The 15,763-nt window shown below is 66.3% G+C and carries 14 protein-coding genes; 6 read left to right on the top strand and 8 right to left on the bottom strand.

All coding sequences use genetic code 11. The features are described 5' to 3' along the window. Window positions 1-14: 14 nt before the first annotated feature. The 4 genes from IVB29_RS33070 (at window position 15) to IVB29_RS33055 (ending at window position 3,515) form a co-directional block, all read left to right on the top strand. Window positions 15-593 carry a methyltransferase domain-containing protein gene (locus tag IVB29_RS33070; protein ID WP_247507593.1) on the top strand — a complete coding sequence of 193 codons (579 nt, stop codon included), beginning with the start codon at window positions 15-17 and terminating at the stop codon, window positions 591-593. 10 nt (window positions 594-603) lie between these two features. Continuing rightward, on the top strand, window positions 604-1,281 hold the full coding sequence (locus IVB29_RS33065) for a DedA family protein (protein ID WP_247507592.1): 678 nt from the start codon (window positions 604-606) through the stop codon (window positions 1,279-1,281). A 237-nt stretch (window positions 1,282-1,518) separates the two neighbouring features. Then, complete coding sequence (locus IVB29_RS33060; RefSeq protein WP_247507591.1) at window positions 1,519-2,379, top strand: UDP-2,3-diacylglucosamine diphosphatase; 861 nt, start codon at window positions 1,519-1,521, stop codon at window positions 2,377-2,379. Then, complete coding sequence (locus IVB29_RS33055; protein ID WP_276576876.1) at window positions 2,379-3,515, top strand: glycosyltransferase family 1 protein; 1,137 nt, start codon at window positions 2,379-2,381, stop codon at window positions 3,513-3,515. The genes IVB29_RS33060 and IVB29_RS33055 overlap by 1 nt, the downstream gene beginning before the upstream one ends. On the opposite strand, the gene modC is transcribed toward IVB29_RS33055, so the two are convergent. From modC to mepA, 5 genes are all read right to left on the bottom strand, one after another. Beyond that, the gene (modC, locus tag IVB29_RS33050) at window positions 3,415-4,077 is read right to left on the bottom strand and encodes a molybdenum ABC transporter ATP-binding protein (protein WP_247507589.1); all 663 of its coding nucleotides are present in this window, start codon (window positions 4,075-4,077) and stop codon (window positions 3,415-3,417) included. The genes IVB29_RS33055 and modC overlap by 101 nt on opposite strands. Before the next feature lie 2 nt (window positions 4,078-4,079). After that, window positions 4,080-4,775, bottom strand: a complete 696-nt coding sequence (modB, locus tag IVB29_RS33045) for a molybdate ABC transporter permease subunit (RefSeq protein WP_247507588.1) — start codon at window positions 4,773-4,775, stop codon at window positions 4,080-4,082. Window positions 4,776-4,794: 19 nt separating this feature from the next. Further along, entirely contained in the window at window positions 4,795-5,580 is a 786-nt protein-coding gene (gene modA / locus IVB29_RS33040; protein WP_247507587.1) for a molybdate ABC transporter substrate-binding protein, read from the bottom strand. A gap of 194 nt (window positions 5,581-5,774) precedes the next feature. Then, window positions 5,775-6,278 carry a hypothetical protein gene (locus tag IVB29_RS33035; protein WP_247507586.1) on the bottom strand — a complete coding sequence of 168 codons (504 nt, stop codon included), beginning with the start codon at window positions 6,276-6,278 and terminating at the stop codon, window positions 5,775-5,777. A gap of 151 nt (window positions 6,279-6,429) precedes the next feature. Further along, window positions 6,430-7,386, bottom strand: coding sequence for a penicillin-insensitive murein endopeptidase (gene mepA / locus IVB29_RS33030; protein WP_247507585.1), 957 nt, complete (start codon window positions 7,384-7,386; stop codon window positions 6,430-6,432). A 556-nt stretch (window positions 7,387-7,942) separates the two neighbouring features. Here mepA and IVB29_RS33025 point away from each other — a divergent pair. Then, complete coding sequence (locus tag IVB29_RS33025) at window positions 7,943-10,111, top strand: EAL domain-containing protein (protein ID WP_247507584.1); 2,169 nt, start codon at window positions 7,943-7,945, stop codon at window positions 10,109-10,111. Window positions 10,112-10,177: 66 nt separating this feature from the next. Here the strand turns inward: IVB29_RS33025 and IVB29_RS33020 are convergent, their stop codons facing one another. From IVB29_RS33020 to IVB29_RS33010, 3 genes are all read right to left on the bottom strand, one after another. Further along, on the bottom strand, window positions 10,178-12,142 hold the full coding sequence (locus tag IVB29_RS33020; protein ID WP_247507583.1) for a methyl-accepting chemotaxis protein: 1,965 nt from the start codon (window positions 12,140-12,142) through the stop codon (window positions 10,178-10,180). Between the two features lie 197 nt (window positions 12,143-12,339). Next, window positions 12,340-13,494 (bottom strand): acyl-CoA dehydrogenase family protein, encoded by a 1,155-nt coding sequence (locus IVB29_RS33015; RefSeq protein WP_247507582.1) that lies wholly within the window; start codon window positions 13,492-13,494, stop codon window positions 12,340-12,342. 92 nt (window positions 13,495-13,586) lie between these two features. After that, window positions 13,587-14,042, bottom strand: coding sequence for a GNAT family N-acetyltransferase (locus IVB29_RS33010; RefSeq protein WP_247507581.1), 456 nt, complete (start codon window positions 14,040-14,042; stop codon window positions 13,587-13,589). 79 nt (window positions 14,043-14,121) lie between these two features. On the opposite strand from IVB29_RS33010, the gene IVB29_RS33005 reads away from it, so the two are divergent. Continuing rightward, window positions 14,122-15,732 carry an amidase family protein gene (locus tag IVB29_RS33005; protein ID WP_247507580.1) on the top strand — a complete coding sequence of 537 codons (1,611 nt, stop codon included), beginning with the start codon at window positions 14,122-14,124 and terminating at the stop codon, window positions 15,730-15,732. Window positions 15,733-15,763 lie beyond the last annotated feature (31 nt).

The following is a 15,763-nucleotide window of genomic DNA, read 5'->3' as shown; positions in this document are numbered from 1 at the left end:
GAAGGAGGGATGGCATGTCGGCCGCTGACATCCTGCCGTTCTTCCGCGCCTGGATTCGCGATCCCTTGCGTGTGGCGGCGGTTGCGCCGACCGGGCCCGCCGCGTCGTCGCTGATGGCGCAGGAGATCACGGCCGAGACCGGCCCCGTCATCGAACTCGGCCCCGGCACCGGCGCTTTCACCCGCGCATTGCTCGATCGCGGCGTCCGGCAGCAGGATCTGACACTGGTCGAATACGGCTCCGATTTCATCCCGCTGCTGCAGCGGCGCTTCCCCGGCGCGCGCGTGCTGTGGATGGATGCGGCCTGGCTGGCGAGAGAAAAACTGTTCGAGGGGGCGCCGGTCGGCGCCGTCGTCAGCGGGCTCGGGCTGCTGACGATGCCGCAGGGAAAAGTGCTGGCGATTCTCGGCGGCGCGTTTGCCTATCTCCGTCCGGGCGGCGCGTTCTACCAGATTACCTACGGCCCGCGCTGTCCCGTCCCTGATGCGATCCTCGATCATCTCGACCTGCAGGCAAGCCGGATCGGGCAGACCTATCGCAACCTGCCTCCGGCCTCGGTGTACCGGATCAGCCGCCGTCCCCCTTACGCGTAGCCGAGGCATCATGGATACGTCGAGCACGATCGCAATGTTTCTGCACTTCGGCCTGCTGGGCATGGGTTGCCTGGCGGTCGCCGAGAAATTCATTCCGGTGTTTCCGTCTTACGTTCTGTTGATGCTGCTCGGTCTCACCGTGTCCGACGGCGCGATGCTGGCCATGGCCATCCTGGCGACAAGTGTCGGGTCGGTGGTCGGCGCGATCGGCTGGTACGGGCTTGGCCGCGCGCTGGGCTCGCAGCGGATCGAGCGACTGGTGAGGACCTATGGCAAATACGTGCTGCTACGGCCCTCGTTCTACGAGCAGCTCACCGATGCCTATCGCAGTAACCATTTCTGGGTCACGCTGATCGGCCAGACGCTGCCGACGGTGCGAATCTATCTGGCGTTGCCGGCCGGCGTGTTGCGGCTGGAGGCGCGCGCCTTCGTCACCGCCACCGCGATCGGCACCGTGATCTGGAACATGCCGTTCTTGAGCCTCGGCTATGCGTTGCGCGACAGCGGTCAGGATCCCGTCAGCGTCGGCTTCTGGGTGGTCGCCATCCTCGTCGCCGTGGAGGTCGCGATCATTCTCGGACTTCGCTCTTACAAGCGCGCGGCAGCGCGGCCGCGTCTGGCGTCGTCGCGCGCCATCGCCGCCCCCAAGGCTTTGGGGGAGATCAAGGCTGTGGAGGAGATCGCATGAGAGGCCTGTTGTCCCGCTTCCGGCCCGGCTCGCACACGCTCGAGCACCTCAGCGCCGCTGTGCTGATCCTGCTCGCCGGCCTTCAGTTCGGTGTCGCGGCGTCAGACGGGCGGCATCGTGGCGCACAGTTCGCGCTGCTGGTTTTTGCCGTCGCCGTATTGGCATCGCTCGATCTTCCGGCGGCGCGCCAACCGGGATGTGACGAAGGCGGTCGCGGGATTGGCGGAAGCTGCCGCGATGGCATTCCTCCGCGACGGCCATGGCGGCGACCGGCCGCCGCAATGCCGGAACACGGATGCGGCGTTGCCGCCTGACATCGTCAAGGTCAGGAGCCTGTTCATCTCCGATGTCCATCTCGGGACAAGAGGATGCCAGGCCGAACGGCTGATCGACTTTCTCCATCATCATGACGCCGACACCGTGTACCTGGTCGGCGACATCGTCGATGGCTGGTACCTGCGATCGAGCTGGTATTGGCCAGGCACGCACAATGCGGTGGTGCAGGAGCTTGTCGATCTTGCGCGGCGCGGCAAGCGGCTGGTTTATGTGGCGGGCAATCACGACGAGTTCGTGCGCGACTATGTCGGCTCGACCATCGGCAACGTCGAGGTGGTTGAGCACGCGATCCACCGGGGCGTTGACGGCCGCGATTACCTCGTCGTCCATGGCGATCACTTCGATCTCGTCGTGCGCCACGCCCGCTGGCTGGCGCTGCTCGGCGATGTCGGCTATCGCGCGGCGCTTGCCTCCAACATCTGGCTCAACTGGATCCGTAGCCGGTTCGGGTTTGCCTATTGGTCGTTCTCGTCCTGGGCGAAGCTGCGGGTCAAGAATGCGGTCAATCACATCGGCCGCTTCGAGGAGGTGCTGTCGTCGGAAGCAGCGCGCCACGATGCGCAGGGCGTGATCTGCGGCCACATCCACCACGCGGCGATGCATGACGAGTTCGGTATTCGCTACATCAACACCGGCGACTGGGTGGAATCCTGCACCGGCGTCGTGGAGCACCATGACGGCCGGTTCGAGATCATCCGCTGGGCCGAGGCGCGGCCGCAGCAGATGTCGAGCGTGGTGCCGTTCGCACGGGCGGTCGCATGATGCGCGTGCTGGTGGCAACTGACGCCTGGCGCCCACAGGTCAACGGCGTGGTGCGCTCGCTCGAATATCTCGCCCGCGAAGCGCCGTCGTTCGGCGCCGATATCGGCTTCCTCACGCCGGACGATTTTCGCTCGGTGCCGCTGCCTGGCTACCGGGAGATCCGCCTTGCGCTGCCCTCGGTGGGACGGGTCGAACGCGCGATCAAAAGCATCGGCCCGGATTCCGTCCACATCGCGACCGAGGGGCCGATCGGGTGGATCACGCGCTATGTCTGCCAGACCCGCGGCTATCCGTTCACGACGAGCTACCACACCCGCTTTCCCGAATATCTGGCGGCGCGGCTGCCGGTGCCGCTGAGGTGGAGCTATGCGGCGTTGCGCCGTTTCCACAACGGCGGCGATGGCACCATGGTCGGCTCGCCGATGCTGGAGCAGGCGTTGAAGGCGCACGGCTTCCGCAACCTGATGCCGTGGTCGCGCGGCGTCGATGCCGAGCTGTTTCGTCCCCGCAGCGTGCGGCCGCTCGCCTTTCCGGGGCCGGTGTTCCTGTATGTCGGCCGCATCGCGGTCGAGAAGAACCTCGAAGCCTTCCTGGCTCTGGACCTGCCGGGCTCGAAGGTCGTGGTCGGGGATGGGCCGTTGCGGGCCAGCCTGCAGGCGCGGTTTCCGCAGGTCGATTTTCTGGGCATGCGGACCGGGCAAGCGCTCGCCGACGTCTACGCGTCGGCCGATGTCTTCGTCTTTCCGAGCCTGACCGATACGTTCGGGATGGTGATCTTGGAAGCGCTGGCGTGTGGCCTGCCGGTCGCGGCCTTCCCGGTGATGGGGCCGCTCGACGTGATCGGCAGGTCCGGCTGCGGCTGTCTCGACGCCGACCTGCGCCGCGCGGCACTCGCCGCCTTGCAGGTGCCGCGCGAAAAATGCCGGACCTATGCCTTGACCTTCACATGGCGGGAAAGCGTGCGGCAGTTTCTCGACAACGTCAAACGGGCGCATGGCATGCCGGCGGACGCCGCGCTCCATCCGGGCTACGTCCTCACGTCAGCACCTTCACCCCGCCAAACGACGTCACCCGCCCCTGCTTCAGCATCACGATCTGCGTCGCCAGTTGCCGCAACTCCGCGACGTCGTGGCTGACATAGACCATGGGAACGTTGGCCTCGTCGCGCAGACGGACCAGATAGGGCAAGATCTCGAGCTTGCGGCCCTCGTCGAGCGCGCCAAGCGGCTCGTCGAGCAGCAGCAGGCGCGGCTTCGACAGCAGCGCGCGTCCAAGCGCGACGCGCTGGCGTTCGCCGCCGGAGAGTTTTCCGGGGCGGCGATCGAGGAGTGCGCCGATGTCGAGCAGCTCGACGACGCGCTTGTGCTGGGCCGGATCGGACGCAAGGCTGTTCATCCGCCTTCCGTAGTCGAGGTTCTGCGCGACATTGAGATGCGGAAACAGCCGCGCGTCCTGAAAGACATAGCCGATGCGGCGACGATATGTCGGCACGTGAATGCCGGCCGCGGTGTCGTCGACGGTCTCGCCGTCGATCACGATGGTGCCGCGGTCGGGCCGCAGCAGGCCGGCGATCATGTTGACCAGCGAGCTCTTGCCGGCTCCGGAGGCGCCGAACAGGCCGATGACGCGGCCTTCGCTGCTGAAGGACGCGTGGAGCGAGAATTCGCCGAGCTGTTTTTCGATGTCGACGCGCAGCATGGTCAGTTCCCGTGCAGGCGTTGCGTGGCGCGGCGGGCGAACCATTCGGCGGCGATCAGCGCGCCGATCGCCAGCACGATCGAGACGATCACCAGCCGCCCCGCAGCCCTGTCGCCATCGGGCGTCTGGATCAGCGAATAGATCGCGGAAGAAATCGTCTGGGTCTCGCCGGGGATGTTGGAGACGAACGTGATGGTGGCGCCGAACTCGCCGATTGCCTTGGCAAAGCCCAGCACCATGCCGGCGAGCACGCCGGGCAGCGCCAGTGGCAGCGTCACCGTGAAGAAGACCTTCCACGGGGCGGCACCGAGCGTTTCGGCGGCCTGTTCGAGCCGCCGGTCGATCGCCTCGATCGAGAGCCGCATCGGGCGCACCAGCAGCGGAAACGACATGATGCCGCAGGCGAGCGCAGCGCCGGTCCAGCGGAACGCGAAGACGATGCCGAGATGATCGGCGAGGAAGGCGCCGACGAGGCCGCGGCGGCCGAAGGTGAGCAGCAGGAGATAGCCGGTGACGACCGGCGGCAGCACCAGCGGCAGGTGCACGACGGCGTCGAGCATCGACTTGCCCCAAAAATCCTTGCGGGCGAGCAGCCACGCCAGCGCAATGCCGAACGGCGTTGCGACCAGCGTGGCAATGACGGCGACCCTGAGCGAGAGCAGGATCGCAGTCCATTCGGCGGGAGAGATGTCGAGCACGAAAGATCGGGTGCAAGAATCAAGTCGATGGGCTGATCAGGAACTTGAAGCCGTATTTTTCCAGAATTGTCTTGGCCGCGGTCGAGCGCAGGAAAGCGAGATAGTCGTTGGTCTCGCCCTTCGCGGTCGTGGTCGCGGCCACGGGATAAATGATCGCGGGATGCGAATCCGCCGGGAACGTGCCGACGATCTTGACGCCGGGCTCGACCTTGGCGTCGGTCGAATAGACGATGCCGAGATTGGCTTCGCCGCGCGCCACCAGCGTCAGTGCGGCGCGCACGCTCTCGGCCATCGCGAATTTCGGCTCCGCGGCGGTCCAGGCGCCCAGCTTCTCCAGCGCAGCCTTGGCGTATTTTCCGACAGGTACCGACTTGACGTCGCCGGTCGCGATCTTGCCGTCGCCGGCGAGCTTTGCGAGGTCGAAACCCTGGGCGATGGTGACGTTGTCGATTTTGGAATCCTTCGGGGCGATCAGCACGATGCTGTTGCCGAGCAGATTGACCCGCGTCGGCTCGTTGATGGTCTTCTTGGAGATCGCGTAGTCCATCCAGTCGGTATCGGCGGAGACGAACACGTCGGCCGGCGCGCCCTGCTCGATCTGTTTTGCCAGAACCGAGCTTGCGGCATAGCTGACGCTGAACTTGATGCCGGTCTTGGCGGTGTAGGCGGCATCGACCTCGTCGAGCGCGTTCTTCATCGACGCTGCTGCGAACACGGTGATGGTCTTGTCCTCGGCCATGGCAGGCGAGAGGCCCGCGCCCGCGAGGATGACGAAGGCGGTGAAAAGTCCGGCGATACGAATCATGGATGCGCTCCGTGCGAGGTCGCGCGCACAAAGGCACGCGCAAATCTGGCGTTGGGTTAAATCAGGTCGCGACGGGCGGAAGCGCTGTTCCACGGGGCCTTGCAGCGGCTTACGGCCGGCAGGGCTATCGCACCTGCGAAGATAGCAGGCCGGGGCCCCAGGTCAAAGGCGACCGTTTGTCTAACCTGATGGGCCTATTGGGCCGGCAGGATCGCAATCGACAGCGAATTGTCCTTGGCGCCGCTGATCTGGAGCACGAAGGGCTGGGCTGACAGCTCGTATTTCATGGTCTTGCGGATGCCGTCGCAATCAGTGGCGCCGCTGAAGGCCACGGGCTTGAGCAAATGCCCGTCCTGGACCACGTCGACCCAGGCCCCCGAAGACAGGCTGACCGTGTAGAGCCCGGCCTTGGGCGCCTTGATGCCAGTGAAGCCGGCAAAAGTGCCGTCCTTCGGCGCCCGCTCCGGCGGCGTCGGCAGCTTTGCCTCCGCCGGTGCGACCAGTCCCAGCGTGATGGCCGACGAGGGTAGGGCCGCCTGCTCGCTCCCCGACGCGAGCTTGGCACGATCCGGCGCCGTGAGCGCAGCGCGCTCGCGCTCGATCGGCCATTTGAACTTGTCGCAGCCGCTCGGCTCTTCGGCGGCGAGAGCGGAGGTCGCACTGAGCAGGAGCGCAGCGAGGAAGGTGAGGACGCGCATGTCAAATCTCATCGTTGGCCACGCGAGGGACGCGGCTTGCGGTCAGGATGTTGAAGGGATGCGCATCCCCAAATGAAGCGGGCTTACGGCCCGGCGGCGAGGCGATCCTAGCGCATTTCAGAGCGCAGCGACCACCCGGTTGACGAACTTGTTACGGCTTCGCGTCGCCCGCATGCAGCACGACTTTGCAGGCCGCCGGCATCTGGGCCAGCGTCATCGGCGGCTTTGGCTTCGGCGGCTCCGGCGGCGGCTTCGGGTGCAGCACGCCGTCGCTGAACCAGTAGGCGAGGTCGGACGGCTTGCAGCCCTCGTCCTCGGATTGCGAGGGCTGTCCCTCGCATTCGCCCGCGCCCGCCGGGCAGCGCATGCGGATGTGGAAGTGATAGTCGTGACCCCACCACGGCCTGATCTTCGACAGCCAGGAGCGGTCGCCCTTGGCCTCGCGGCACAGCGCCTTCTTGATCGCGGCATTGACGAAGATGCGCTGTACCGCCGGCTCCTGCGCGGCATCGCGCAGCACCAGCACATGGCTCGGCGTGAACACTTTCGGGTCGATGTCGAGCCGGTCCTGCCGCACCATCATCACCGCTGACATGTCCTCGCGCTCCTCGCGGGAGAGGCGATGATCCGGCATCGGCGTCAGCCAGATGTCGGCATCGAGTCCGATCTGGTGGCTGGCGTGGCCTGACAGCGCCGGCCCGCCGCGCGGCTGGCCGATGTCGCCGACCAGGATGCCGGGCCAGCCCGCATCCTTGTGCGCCTTGGCCGCGAGCCGCTTGATCAGCGCGATCATGTCGGGATGGCCGTAATTGCGATTGCGCGACAGCCGCATCACCTGCCAATTGTCGCCGTTGAGCGGCATCTGCATGGCGCCGCCGATGCAGCCCTTGGTGTAGGAGCCGATGACATGCGCGGGCCCCGTCGAGGGCAACAGCTTTCGCGCGAACAGCTCCTTCGCACCGATGTGGGGATCGTTGGGGTTGGCAAGCGGCGGCAGCGGCTTTGGGTTCACGCTGCCCTTGTCCTGGGCCAGCGCGTCGCCGGCGGCCAAGAGCGCCATCAGGAGCGTCATGACGAGCAGGACAGGGGCGATGCGGCGGGGACTCATGCTGACAACCTTATAGCCCAACACCGCGTCAGGGTTAAGAATGAGGCGTCCGGCCGCGCGCGATCTCACGGTGTCTTTACGCTGCCGCCCCGCAGCGACAGCGCGCCCGACACGACGGTCCATAGGCCCGACGGGGTCATCCGAAGTCGCAGTTTTCTTGCGTCGACCGGCGCATTCTTAACGGGACGATAACCCTATGTCGCGTTGACCAAAATTGGTGCTCCGCGTGAGCAATCGCCGCCGCCCGCATGCAATCGCCCGCGATCCTGGAACTGATTCAAGCGAACGCGCAATTTTGCGCCATCGCGCCCTCTCATCGCGACGGCGAAACAGGTTTGCTGCGCCCATCGGGGTTCTTGCGCCTCGCAAACAGGCATAAATGCCTGACACACGAGGGCCACGGCGCCGTCCGTCGCGCGACCCGACCGGCGAAGATTACTTTTTTTTCAGACACTTGCCTCAAGACTTCGCTCTCAAGACTTGCGGCCGCCGGGCGCGATTGGGACATGTGAAGTTGAGTTTGGGGTCTCGAAAACCAGGAAAGCGAAAGCGCAACGTGCTTGTTGCGGCTGGCCGCCGGCCGCGCAAGCCGCGATTCGCGCGCGCGCCGCATCCGCCCGTTGACCACGACGGGCTCGTGCAGAGCCGCGCCGAAGCCGAAGCGGCCATCACCGAGGCGCGCAAATCGCATGAGCGGCTGCGCCAGGCCGTCGATTTGCTGCCGCAGGGCATCGTGATCCTCGACCCGGAAGGCCGCTACGTCCTCTGGAACAAGCAATATTCCGAAATCTACAGCAAGACCGCCGATCTGTTCGCCGAAGGCGCGCGGCTGGAAGACACGCTGCGCGTCGGCGTTGCCCGCGGCGATTATCCCGAGGCCGCCGGCCACGAGGAAGAATGGATCGCCCAGCGGCTGAAGAAGCTGCACGAGCCCGGCAAGCGCCACGAGCAGACGCTGTCGGATGGCCGCGTCATCCTGATCGAGGAACGCCGCACCGATGACGGCGGCGTGGTCGGCCTGCGCGTCGACATCACCGAATTGAAGCAGCGCGAGGCCTCGTTCCGCCTGCTGTTCGACGGCAATCCCGTCCCCATGATCGTCTGCGCGCTGGACGACGAACGCATCCTCGGCGTCAACGATGCCGCGATTGCGCATTACGGCTACAGCCGTGCCGAGTTCGAGAAGCTGAAGATCCGCAGCCTTCAGGCCTTCGAGAGCGAGCCACCCTGGACCACGGATCGCTCCAGCGAGGAGCAGGCCGGGCGCACCTGGAAGCACGTCAAGGCCGATGGCGCGCTGATCGATCTTGCGATCTATTCCCGCGAGCTGACCTATGCCGAGCGGCCTGCGGTGCTGCTCGCGCTGATGGACATCACCGAGCGCAAGCGCGCCGAGGCGCGGCTTGCCTTCATGGCCCAGCATGATGGCCTGACCGGCCTGCCGAACCGCAATCTGCTGCGCCAGCAGGTTGACGAGATGCTGCTGCACGGCCGGCGCAGCTCCGACAAGGTCGCGCTGCTGATGCTGGGGCTCGATAATTTCAAGTCGGTCAACGACACGCTGGGACACGCCGTCGGCGACAAGCTCCTGCGTGGCGTCGCCAAGCGGCTGCGCTCGACCTTGCGCGAGGACGACGCGCTGGCGCGGCTCAATTCGGACGAGTTCGCCATCGTGCAGAGCGGCCTGACGCGCCCCGAGGACGCGGTGCTGCTGGCAAAACGCCTGCTGGAAGCCATCGCAGATCCCTATCTGCTCGACGGCCATTCCGTGGTGATCGGCGCCTCCATCGGCATCGCGATGGCGCCGGGCGATGGCGATGATTCCGAAAAGCTGCTCAAGAGCGCCGACATGGCGCTGTCGCGCGCCAAGCTGGATGCGCGCGGCACTTTTGCGTTTTTCGAGGCCGCGCTCGATGCGAAAGCACAGAGCCGGCGCAAGATCGAGGTCGAGCTGCGCGACGCCATTCAGAACGACGTGTTGCGGCCCTATTACCAGCCGCTGGTCGACCTCCAGAGCGGCCGCATCACCGGCTTCGAGGCGCTGGTGCGCTGGCCGCATGCCGAGCGCGGCATGGTCTCGCCGGCCGAGTTCATTCCGGTCGCCGAGGAAACCGGCCTGATCAATCCGCTCGGCGGGCTGATGCTGCGCCGGGCGTGTCTCGACGCCGCGACCTGGCCCGACGACGTCCGCGTCGCCGTCAATCTGTCGCCGCTCCAGTTCCGCAGCGGCAATCTGCTCTCGGTGGTGACCGACGCGCTGAGACATTCCGGCCTGCCGGCGCGGCGGCTCGAGCTCGAGATCACCGAGACGTTGCTGCTGGAGAAGAGCGCCCAGGTGCTGGCGACGCTGCATGCGCTGCGCGCGCTCGGCGTCCGGATCTCGATGGACGATTTCGGCACCGGCTATTCCAGCCTCAGCTATCTCAGAAGCTTCCCGTTCGACAAGATCAAGATCGACCAGTCCTTCGTGCGCGATCTCGGCGCCAACCGCGAGGCCCAGGCGATCATCCGCTCTATCGTCAGCCTCGGCAAAGGCCTCGGCGTCATCATCACCGCCGAGGGCGTCGAGACCGAGGCCGAGCTCAGCTGCCTTCGCGCCGAGGGCTGCGACGAAGGCCAGGGCTTTCTGTTCAGCAAGGCCCGGCCCAATGCCGAGATCATCAGCCTGCTGGCGGCGCAACGCGGGATCGATGCGGACGAAGAAGACGCCGCCTTGGTGGCGTGAGGCTGATTTCGCCGCAGAGGCGGTGCGCTCCCTCGCCCCGTTCTTACGGGCAGAGGTCAAGACACTCTAAGCCGCCCGCAACCCCGCCAAAAACGTGTCCACGCTCTGCCGCAGCGCCGAGGCGTGCTGGCCGAGCTCACCCGAGGCCACCATCACATCGCCTGCCAGCGCCCGCGACTGGTCCGCGGCCTGGCTGGCGCCGGCGACATTAGCCGAGACCTCGGTCGTTCCGGTTGACGCCTGCTGCACGCTGCGGGCGATCTCGCGCGTTGCCGAGCCCTGCTCTTCGACGGCGGCGGCAATCGTGGTGGCGATGCCGCTGATCTCGCGGATGGTGTCGCTGATGCCGGAGATGGCGGTGACGCAATTTCCTGTCGCGGCCTGGATCGCCGAGACCTGGCTCGCGATTTCGTCGGTCGCCTTCGCGGTCTGGCTCGCCAGTCCCTTCACTTCTGCCGCAACCACGGCAAAGCCGCGGCCGGCGTCGCCCGCGCGCGCCGCCTCGATCGTGGCGTTGAGCGCCAGCAGATTGGTCTGGCTCGCGATCTCGCTGATCAAACGCAGCACGTCGCCGATGCGCTCGGCGGAGGCCGCAAGGCTCGTGACCATCTCGGTCGTCTCGGCGGCCTTCACGACGGCGCCGCTCGCGACCTGGCTGGAATGGGTGACCTGACGGCCGATCTCGCTGACCGATGAGGCCAACTCCTCGGTCGCGGCGGCAACGGCGTTGACGCTGGTCGAGGCTTCCTCGGACGCCGTCGCTGCGGCGGATGCGCGCTGCGAGGTGCCGTTGACGCTGGTGGTGATCTCGCCGGCGACGCTCTGCATGCCCTCGGTCGCCTTGGCGACCGCGGCCACCACGCCCTTGACGTCGGCCTCGAACCGATCGGCCATCTGGCGCTGCATCGCCTGCTTCTCGACCTCGGCCCTGGCCTTGTCGGCTTCCTGCGCCTCGCGCAGCGCGCCTGTCTCCAGCATGCCCTGGCGGAACATTTCGACCGCCTTGGCCATGGTGCCGAGCTCGTCCGGACGTTCGCTGCCGGGAATGGTGACGCTGGTGTCGCCGCTCGACAGCCGGTTCATGATGGCGGTGATCGCGATGAGCGGCCGCGACAGGCCGCGTCCGAGCAGGAACGCCAGCAGGATGGCGGCGGCGAGGATCGCGACCGTGCCGAGGATCAGATTGCGCTCCGCGGCAGAGAAAGCGGCCTCGTATTCCGTGGTGTCCTTGATGATCTCGAGCACGCCGACCGGGGCGCCGGCATAGTTCTTGATCGGCCCGGCATAGACCGCGACCGGGTGGCCGTCGAGCTCGGCCTCGCGCAGCAGCGGCGCGCCGTCGATCGCGGCCCTCAACTCGTCGGGCTTGGCGACCGCGTTCTCGCCGAAGGTCGAGGACAGCTTGTTCAAATTGTTACCGTCGACGGAGTAAACGGCAAGGTCGATGCCAAAGCGCTTCTTGGCGCGGTCGACGAACTCCTTGCCGAAGGCGACGCCGACATCGACCAGGGCGAGGTTCTTGCCGTCGCGCACGATCGGGGTCATGCCGAAGATGCCGAGCGCTTCGCGGCCCGGCTCGACTCCGACGATCTGCCGTCCGGTCTTGAGCGCCTCGACCACGGTGGCGCGGCGGCCCGAGACGTCGTCGCCGAAGACCTTCGGCGTGTGGACGCGGTAAAACGCCAGCGCAGGCGGCAGTTGGAAGGTGATCAGCGGGATGCCCTGCGTCTTAAGCGCCTTGTTGGCGTCGCCGAGCAGAACACCGAGCGCGTCACGGTCGCCCTTGGCGATGGCGTCCCCGACCGGAGGAAGTGCTGCAACGACGGACGAGACGGCGAGCGCCGCGCGTCCCTCGTAGTCGATCGCCGCGATCACGCTCTCATATTGCAGCTTGAGCTGCTGATCCAGCGCCATCCGTGTCAATGCCCGCTGCTGCGTGATCGAGAAGCCGGAGAGGATGGCGCAGGCTACCGCGACGGTGAGCGCGATGGCGAGAATCAGGCGGGCGGCAATCGACTTGATCTTGAACATCAAAAATTCCCAGGCATTTCCAAATCTTGAACTTTGCGGAAGAGTCCCAGAAATTGCTTAACAACAAGCCCGACGCGGTCTCCTTGATTCGACGGGGCCCTTGTCATCCTTTTGCATGACTCAATGCCGCGGGCGCATGGCGAGCGTGGTTGTTCGTCGCAGTGGAGACAAAGCGCAGCAGTTTCGCGCGGCGAGGACTATCGATTTTCGGCGAGGATCATCTTACCGACGTCTTCGTAATGCGTGTCGCGCGCCTGGATCTGCTGCGCGATGGCGTGCATGTCGCGGAACCGGCGCTCGAACGGATGCTTTCGGAACACCGCGGTCGCGCCGGCCATGTGATAGGCGGCGTCGACCACTTTTGCCGATTGATGGATGGTCCAGGTCGCGGCGAGCCTGACTGCGCTCCGATGCGCCGCGGTGAATTCTCCGGTCGCCACGAGGTCGCGCCACATCGCATTCGCGGTCGCATAGAGATAGGCGCGCGCGGCGCGTAAATCGGCCTCGGTGCGGCCGATCAGGCCCTGAACCGATTGGTTGTCGCGCATGGCGCCGGCGGCGAGCGACTGATGTTTTCCGCGCGCCAGTGTGATGGCGGCATCCAGCGTGGCGCGCGCCACGCCGAGCGAGACCGCGGCAAAGCCGAGGCTGAAGGTCGAGCCGGTGCCTATTCTGTAGAGCGGGCCCTTCTCAACCAGCGCATGCGGGACATCGCGGAACGCGGTGAAGCGCTCGGGGATGAAGAGGTCGGCGACCTCATACGAATCCGTGCCGGTGCCGGCGAGCCCGATCGCCTGCCAGACGTCGTGCAGCACGGCGCTCGCGGCCGGAAACAGGATGGTGCGCACCTCCGCCGATCCGTCGGCATTTTTGCGCGGCGTGCCGTCGGCATTGACGATGCGCACATGCGCCCCCAGCCAGTTCGCCTGCCGCGAGCCCGAGGCAAAATCCCACCGCGCCGTGACGCGATAGCCGCCCTCGACGGCGCGCGCCTCATGCGCGATCGCGCCCCAGGCGAGGATGCCGGGCGCGGTGTTGAAGATCTCCTGCGCGGCGTCGCGGTCGAGGGAGGCGGCGATCATGGCGCAGACGCTGCATTGGCCGAGACACCAGGCCGTGGAGGCATCGGCCTTGGCGATCTCCTCCAGCATCTGCATGAAGTGTTCCGGCGCGGCCTCGGCGCCGCCAAGGCTCTGTGGCAGCAGCGCGCGATAGAGACCGTTCTCGAGCAGCGCGGTCACGACCACAGGCGTCAGCCGCCGCATCCGCTCGATCTCGTCCGCCTCGCCCGCAATCAGCGGCGCGATGGCACAGGCCCGCTCGACCAGGCCAGGTTCGGGAGTTGCGTTCATGCGCGTTTCCTCGCCCATTCTTGCCGTGAGCGGTGAGGGCGCGATGGTGGGCTATTTGGCGGAGAGGATCAAGATCGCAACAGGGCTATGGACTATTCACCGAGCAACCGCTCCATGATGATCGTGCGTTCGTCACCATGATAGCTGTCGCGCACGGCCTTGAATCCGAGCTTTGCGTAGAAGGTCTCGGCGGTGACCGACGAAGGCACGGTCAACGCAAGGATGTTCCGCTCGCGCGCCGTCCGCTCGATCGCGGCCATCAGCAGCTTGCCGATCCCGCGGGCCTGGATATCGGGAGCCACGAAGACCGTCCGCACGACGCTTCCGTCGAGGCTCGCCGTTCCAACGACGCGGCGGCCAAGGGTGGCGACGAAAACGGTGCGTTTCCCGATCAGCTGGCGCACCGCGTCGGGACTGAAGCTGCGCTCGACCCTCTCGATGATCTCGTCCGTATAGTCCTTTGCGTTGGTTTCGCGCAGCGCACGCAGGATGACGCCGCTGATATCGGCAGCGTCATCGGCAAGCGCAGGCCGGATGGTGCAGTCCATCGGTCGCTCCCGAGCGGCTTGTCGTACGATCGGTAGAAATGCTACGTTTCGTAGCACATATTCATCCACGAGGCACGCGATGAAGACGCCAACCGGCCGCGCTGCGGCGTCGCCCGAGCTGAGGCTCGAGGACGCGCCCATGAGCGACATCATCGATGCGTTGGCGAGCGGGCATGTCACCGCCACGGCGCTGACCAGGGCCTATCTCGCGCGCATCGCGGCCTACGACCGCGGCGGGCCGGCGCTGAATTCCGTGCGCGCGCTCAATCCCGACGCGCTTACGATCGCGGGCAAGCTCGATGGCACCAAACCGTCGGCCAAACAGCCGCTGGCTGGCGTGCCGATCCTGGTGAAGGATAACATCGCGACCTCGGACAAGCAGCCGACCACGGCGGGCTCGCTGGCGCTGGAGGGCGCGCGCGCGAGGCGCGACGCGACCGTCGTCAGGCTGCTGCGCAACGCCGGCGCGGTGATCCTCGGCAAGGCGAACCTGACCGAGTTCGCCAACATCCTCGCGGTCGACATGCCTTCGGGCTATTCGTCGCTCGGCGGCCAGGTGAAGAACCCCTACGTGCCGGCGCTGATGGGTGATCACGGCATCCCGATCGTAGACCCGGGCGGCTCGAGCTCGGGTTCGGCGGTCGCCGTGGCGGCAGGCCTCTGCGCCGCCTCGATCGGCACCGAGACGTCGGGCTCGCTGCTGCATCCGGCAAGCCGGAATGGCCTCGTCACCGTGAAGCCGACGGTCGGACTGATCAGCCGTGCGGGCATCGTGCCGATCTCGCACAGCCAGGACACGGCCGGGCCCATGACGCGCACCGTGCGCGACGCGGCCATGCTGCTGAACGTGCTGGCCGCAAAGGACCCGCGCGATCCCGTGACGGAGCGGCAGCGCAGGCCGGCCGATTACACGGCCGATCTCGCGCGGGACGCGTTGAAGGGTGCGCGCATCGGTGTGCCGAGCGACCCCGCCGACCCGCTGAACGATTGCTACTACGGCAAGATGCCACCCGACCGGACCAAGCTGATGGCCGAGGTGTTCAAGGTGCTGGAGGATCTCGGCGCGGTCATCGTGCGTGCCAACATGCCGACGCGTGGCTGGATTGCCGGCCCCGGCACCGGCATGGCCGTGCTCAACCGCAATCCGCTGAGCAGCAACAAAGGTAACCCCACGGGCTCGCCTATCGTCTTCCTCTACGAGCTGAAATACGGCCTCAATCTCTACCTCAAGGATTGGGCGGCCAACACCGACATCCGGACCATGGCCGACATCATCGCTTTCAATACGGCGAACGCGAGCAAGGCGCTGCGCTTCGGCCAGGACCTGTTTCTCGCCTCCGACCTCACCAAAGGCGATCTGAGTGAGCGCGAATACAAATCGGCGCGCGCCATGGACCTGCTCGCCGCCAGGACGCACGGCATGGACACCTACATGACAGAGCACAAGCTGGACGCCATCCTGTTTCCGGGCGCGACCGGCGCAGCGATTGCGGCCAAGGCGGGCTATCCCAGCGTCATGGTGCCCGGCGGCTTCGTCTCGGGCGCCGACGGGAAGGACACGCCCGACTATCCGCTCGGCGTCACCTTCGCAGGGAAGGCCTGGAGCGAGCATAAACTGTTGCGTCTCGCCTACGCCTACGAGCAGGCGACCAACATGCGCAAGCCGCCGCCCGGTTTGCCGGCGCTCTAGATTTCAAAACTTCCCGATCGCCATCGGCGGA

The sequence above is a fragment of the Bradyrhizobium sp. 1 genome (assembly GCF_023073315.1).
Taxonomy (GTDB): Bacteria; Pseudomonadota; Alphaproteobacteria; order Rhizobiales; family Xanthobacteraceae; genus Bradyrhizobium.
Note: the sequence above shows the minus strand (reverse complement) of the source record. Positions and strands in the feature narration are given on the sequence as shown.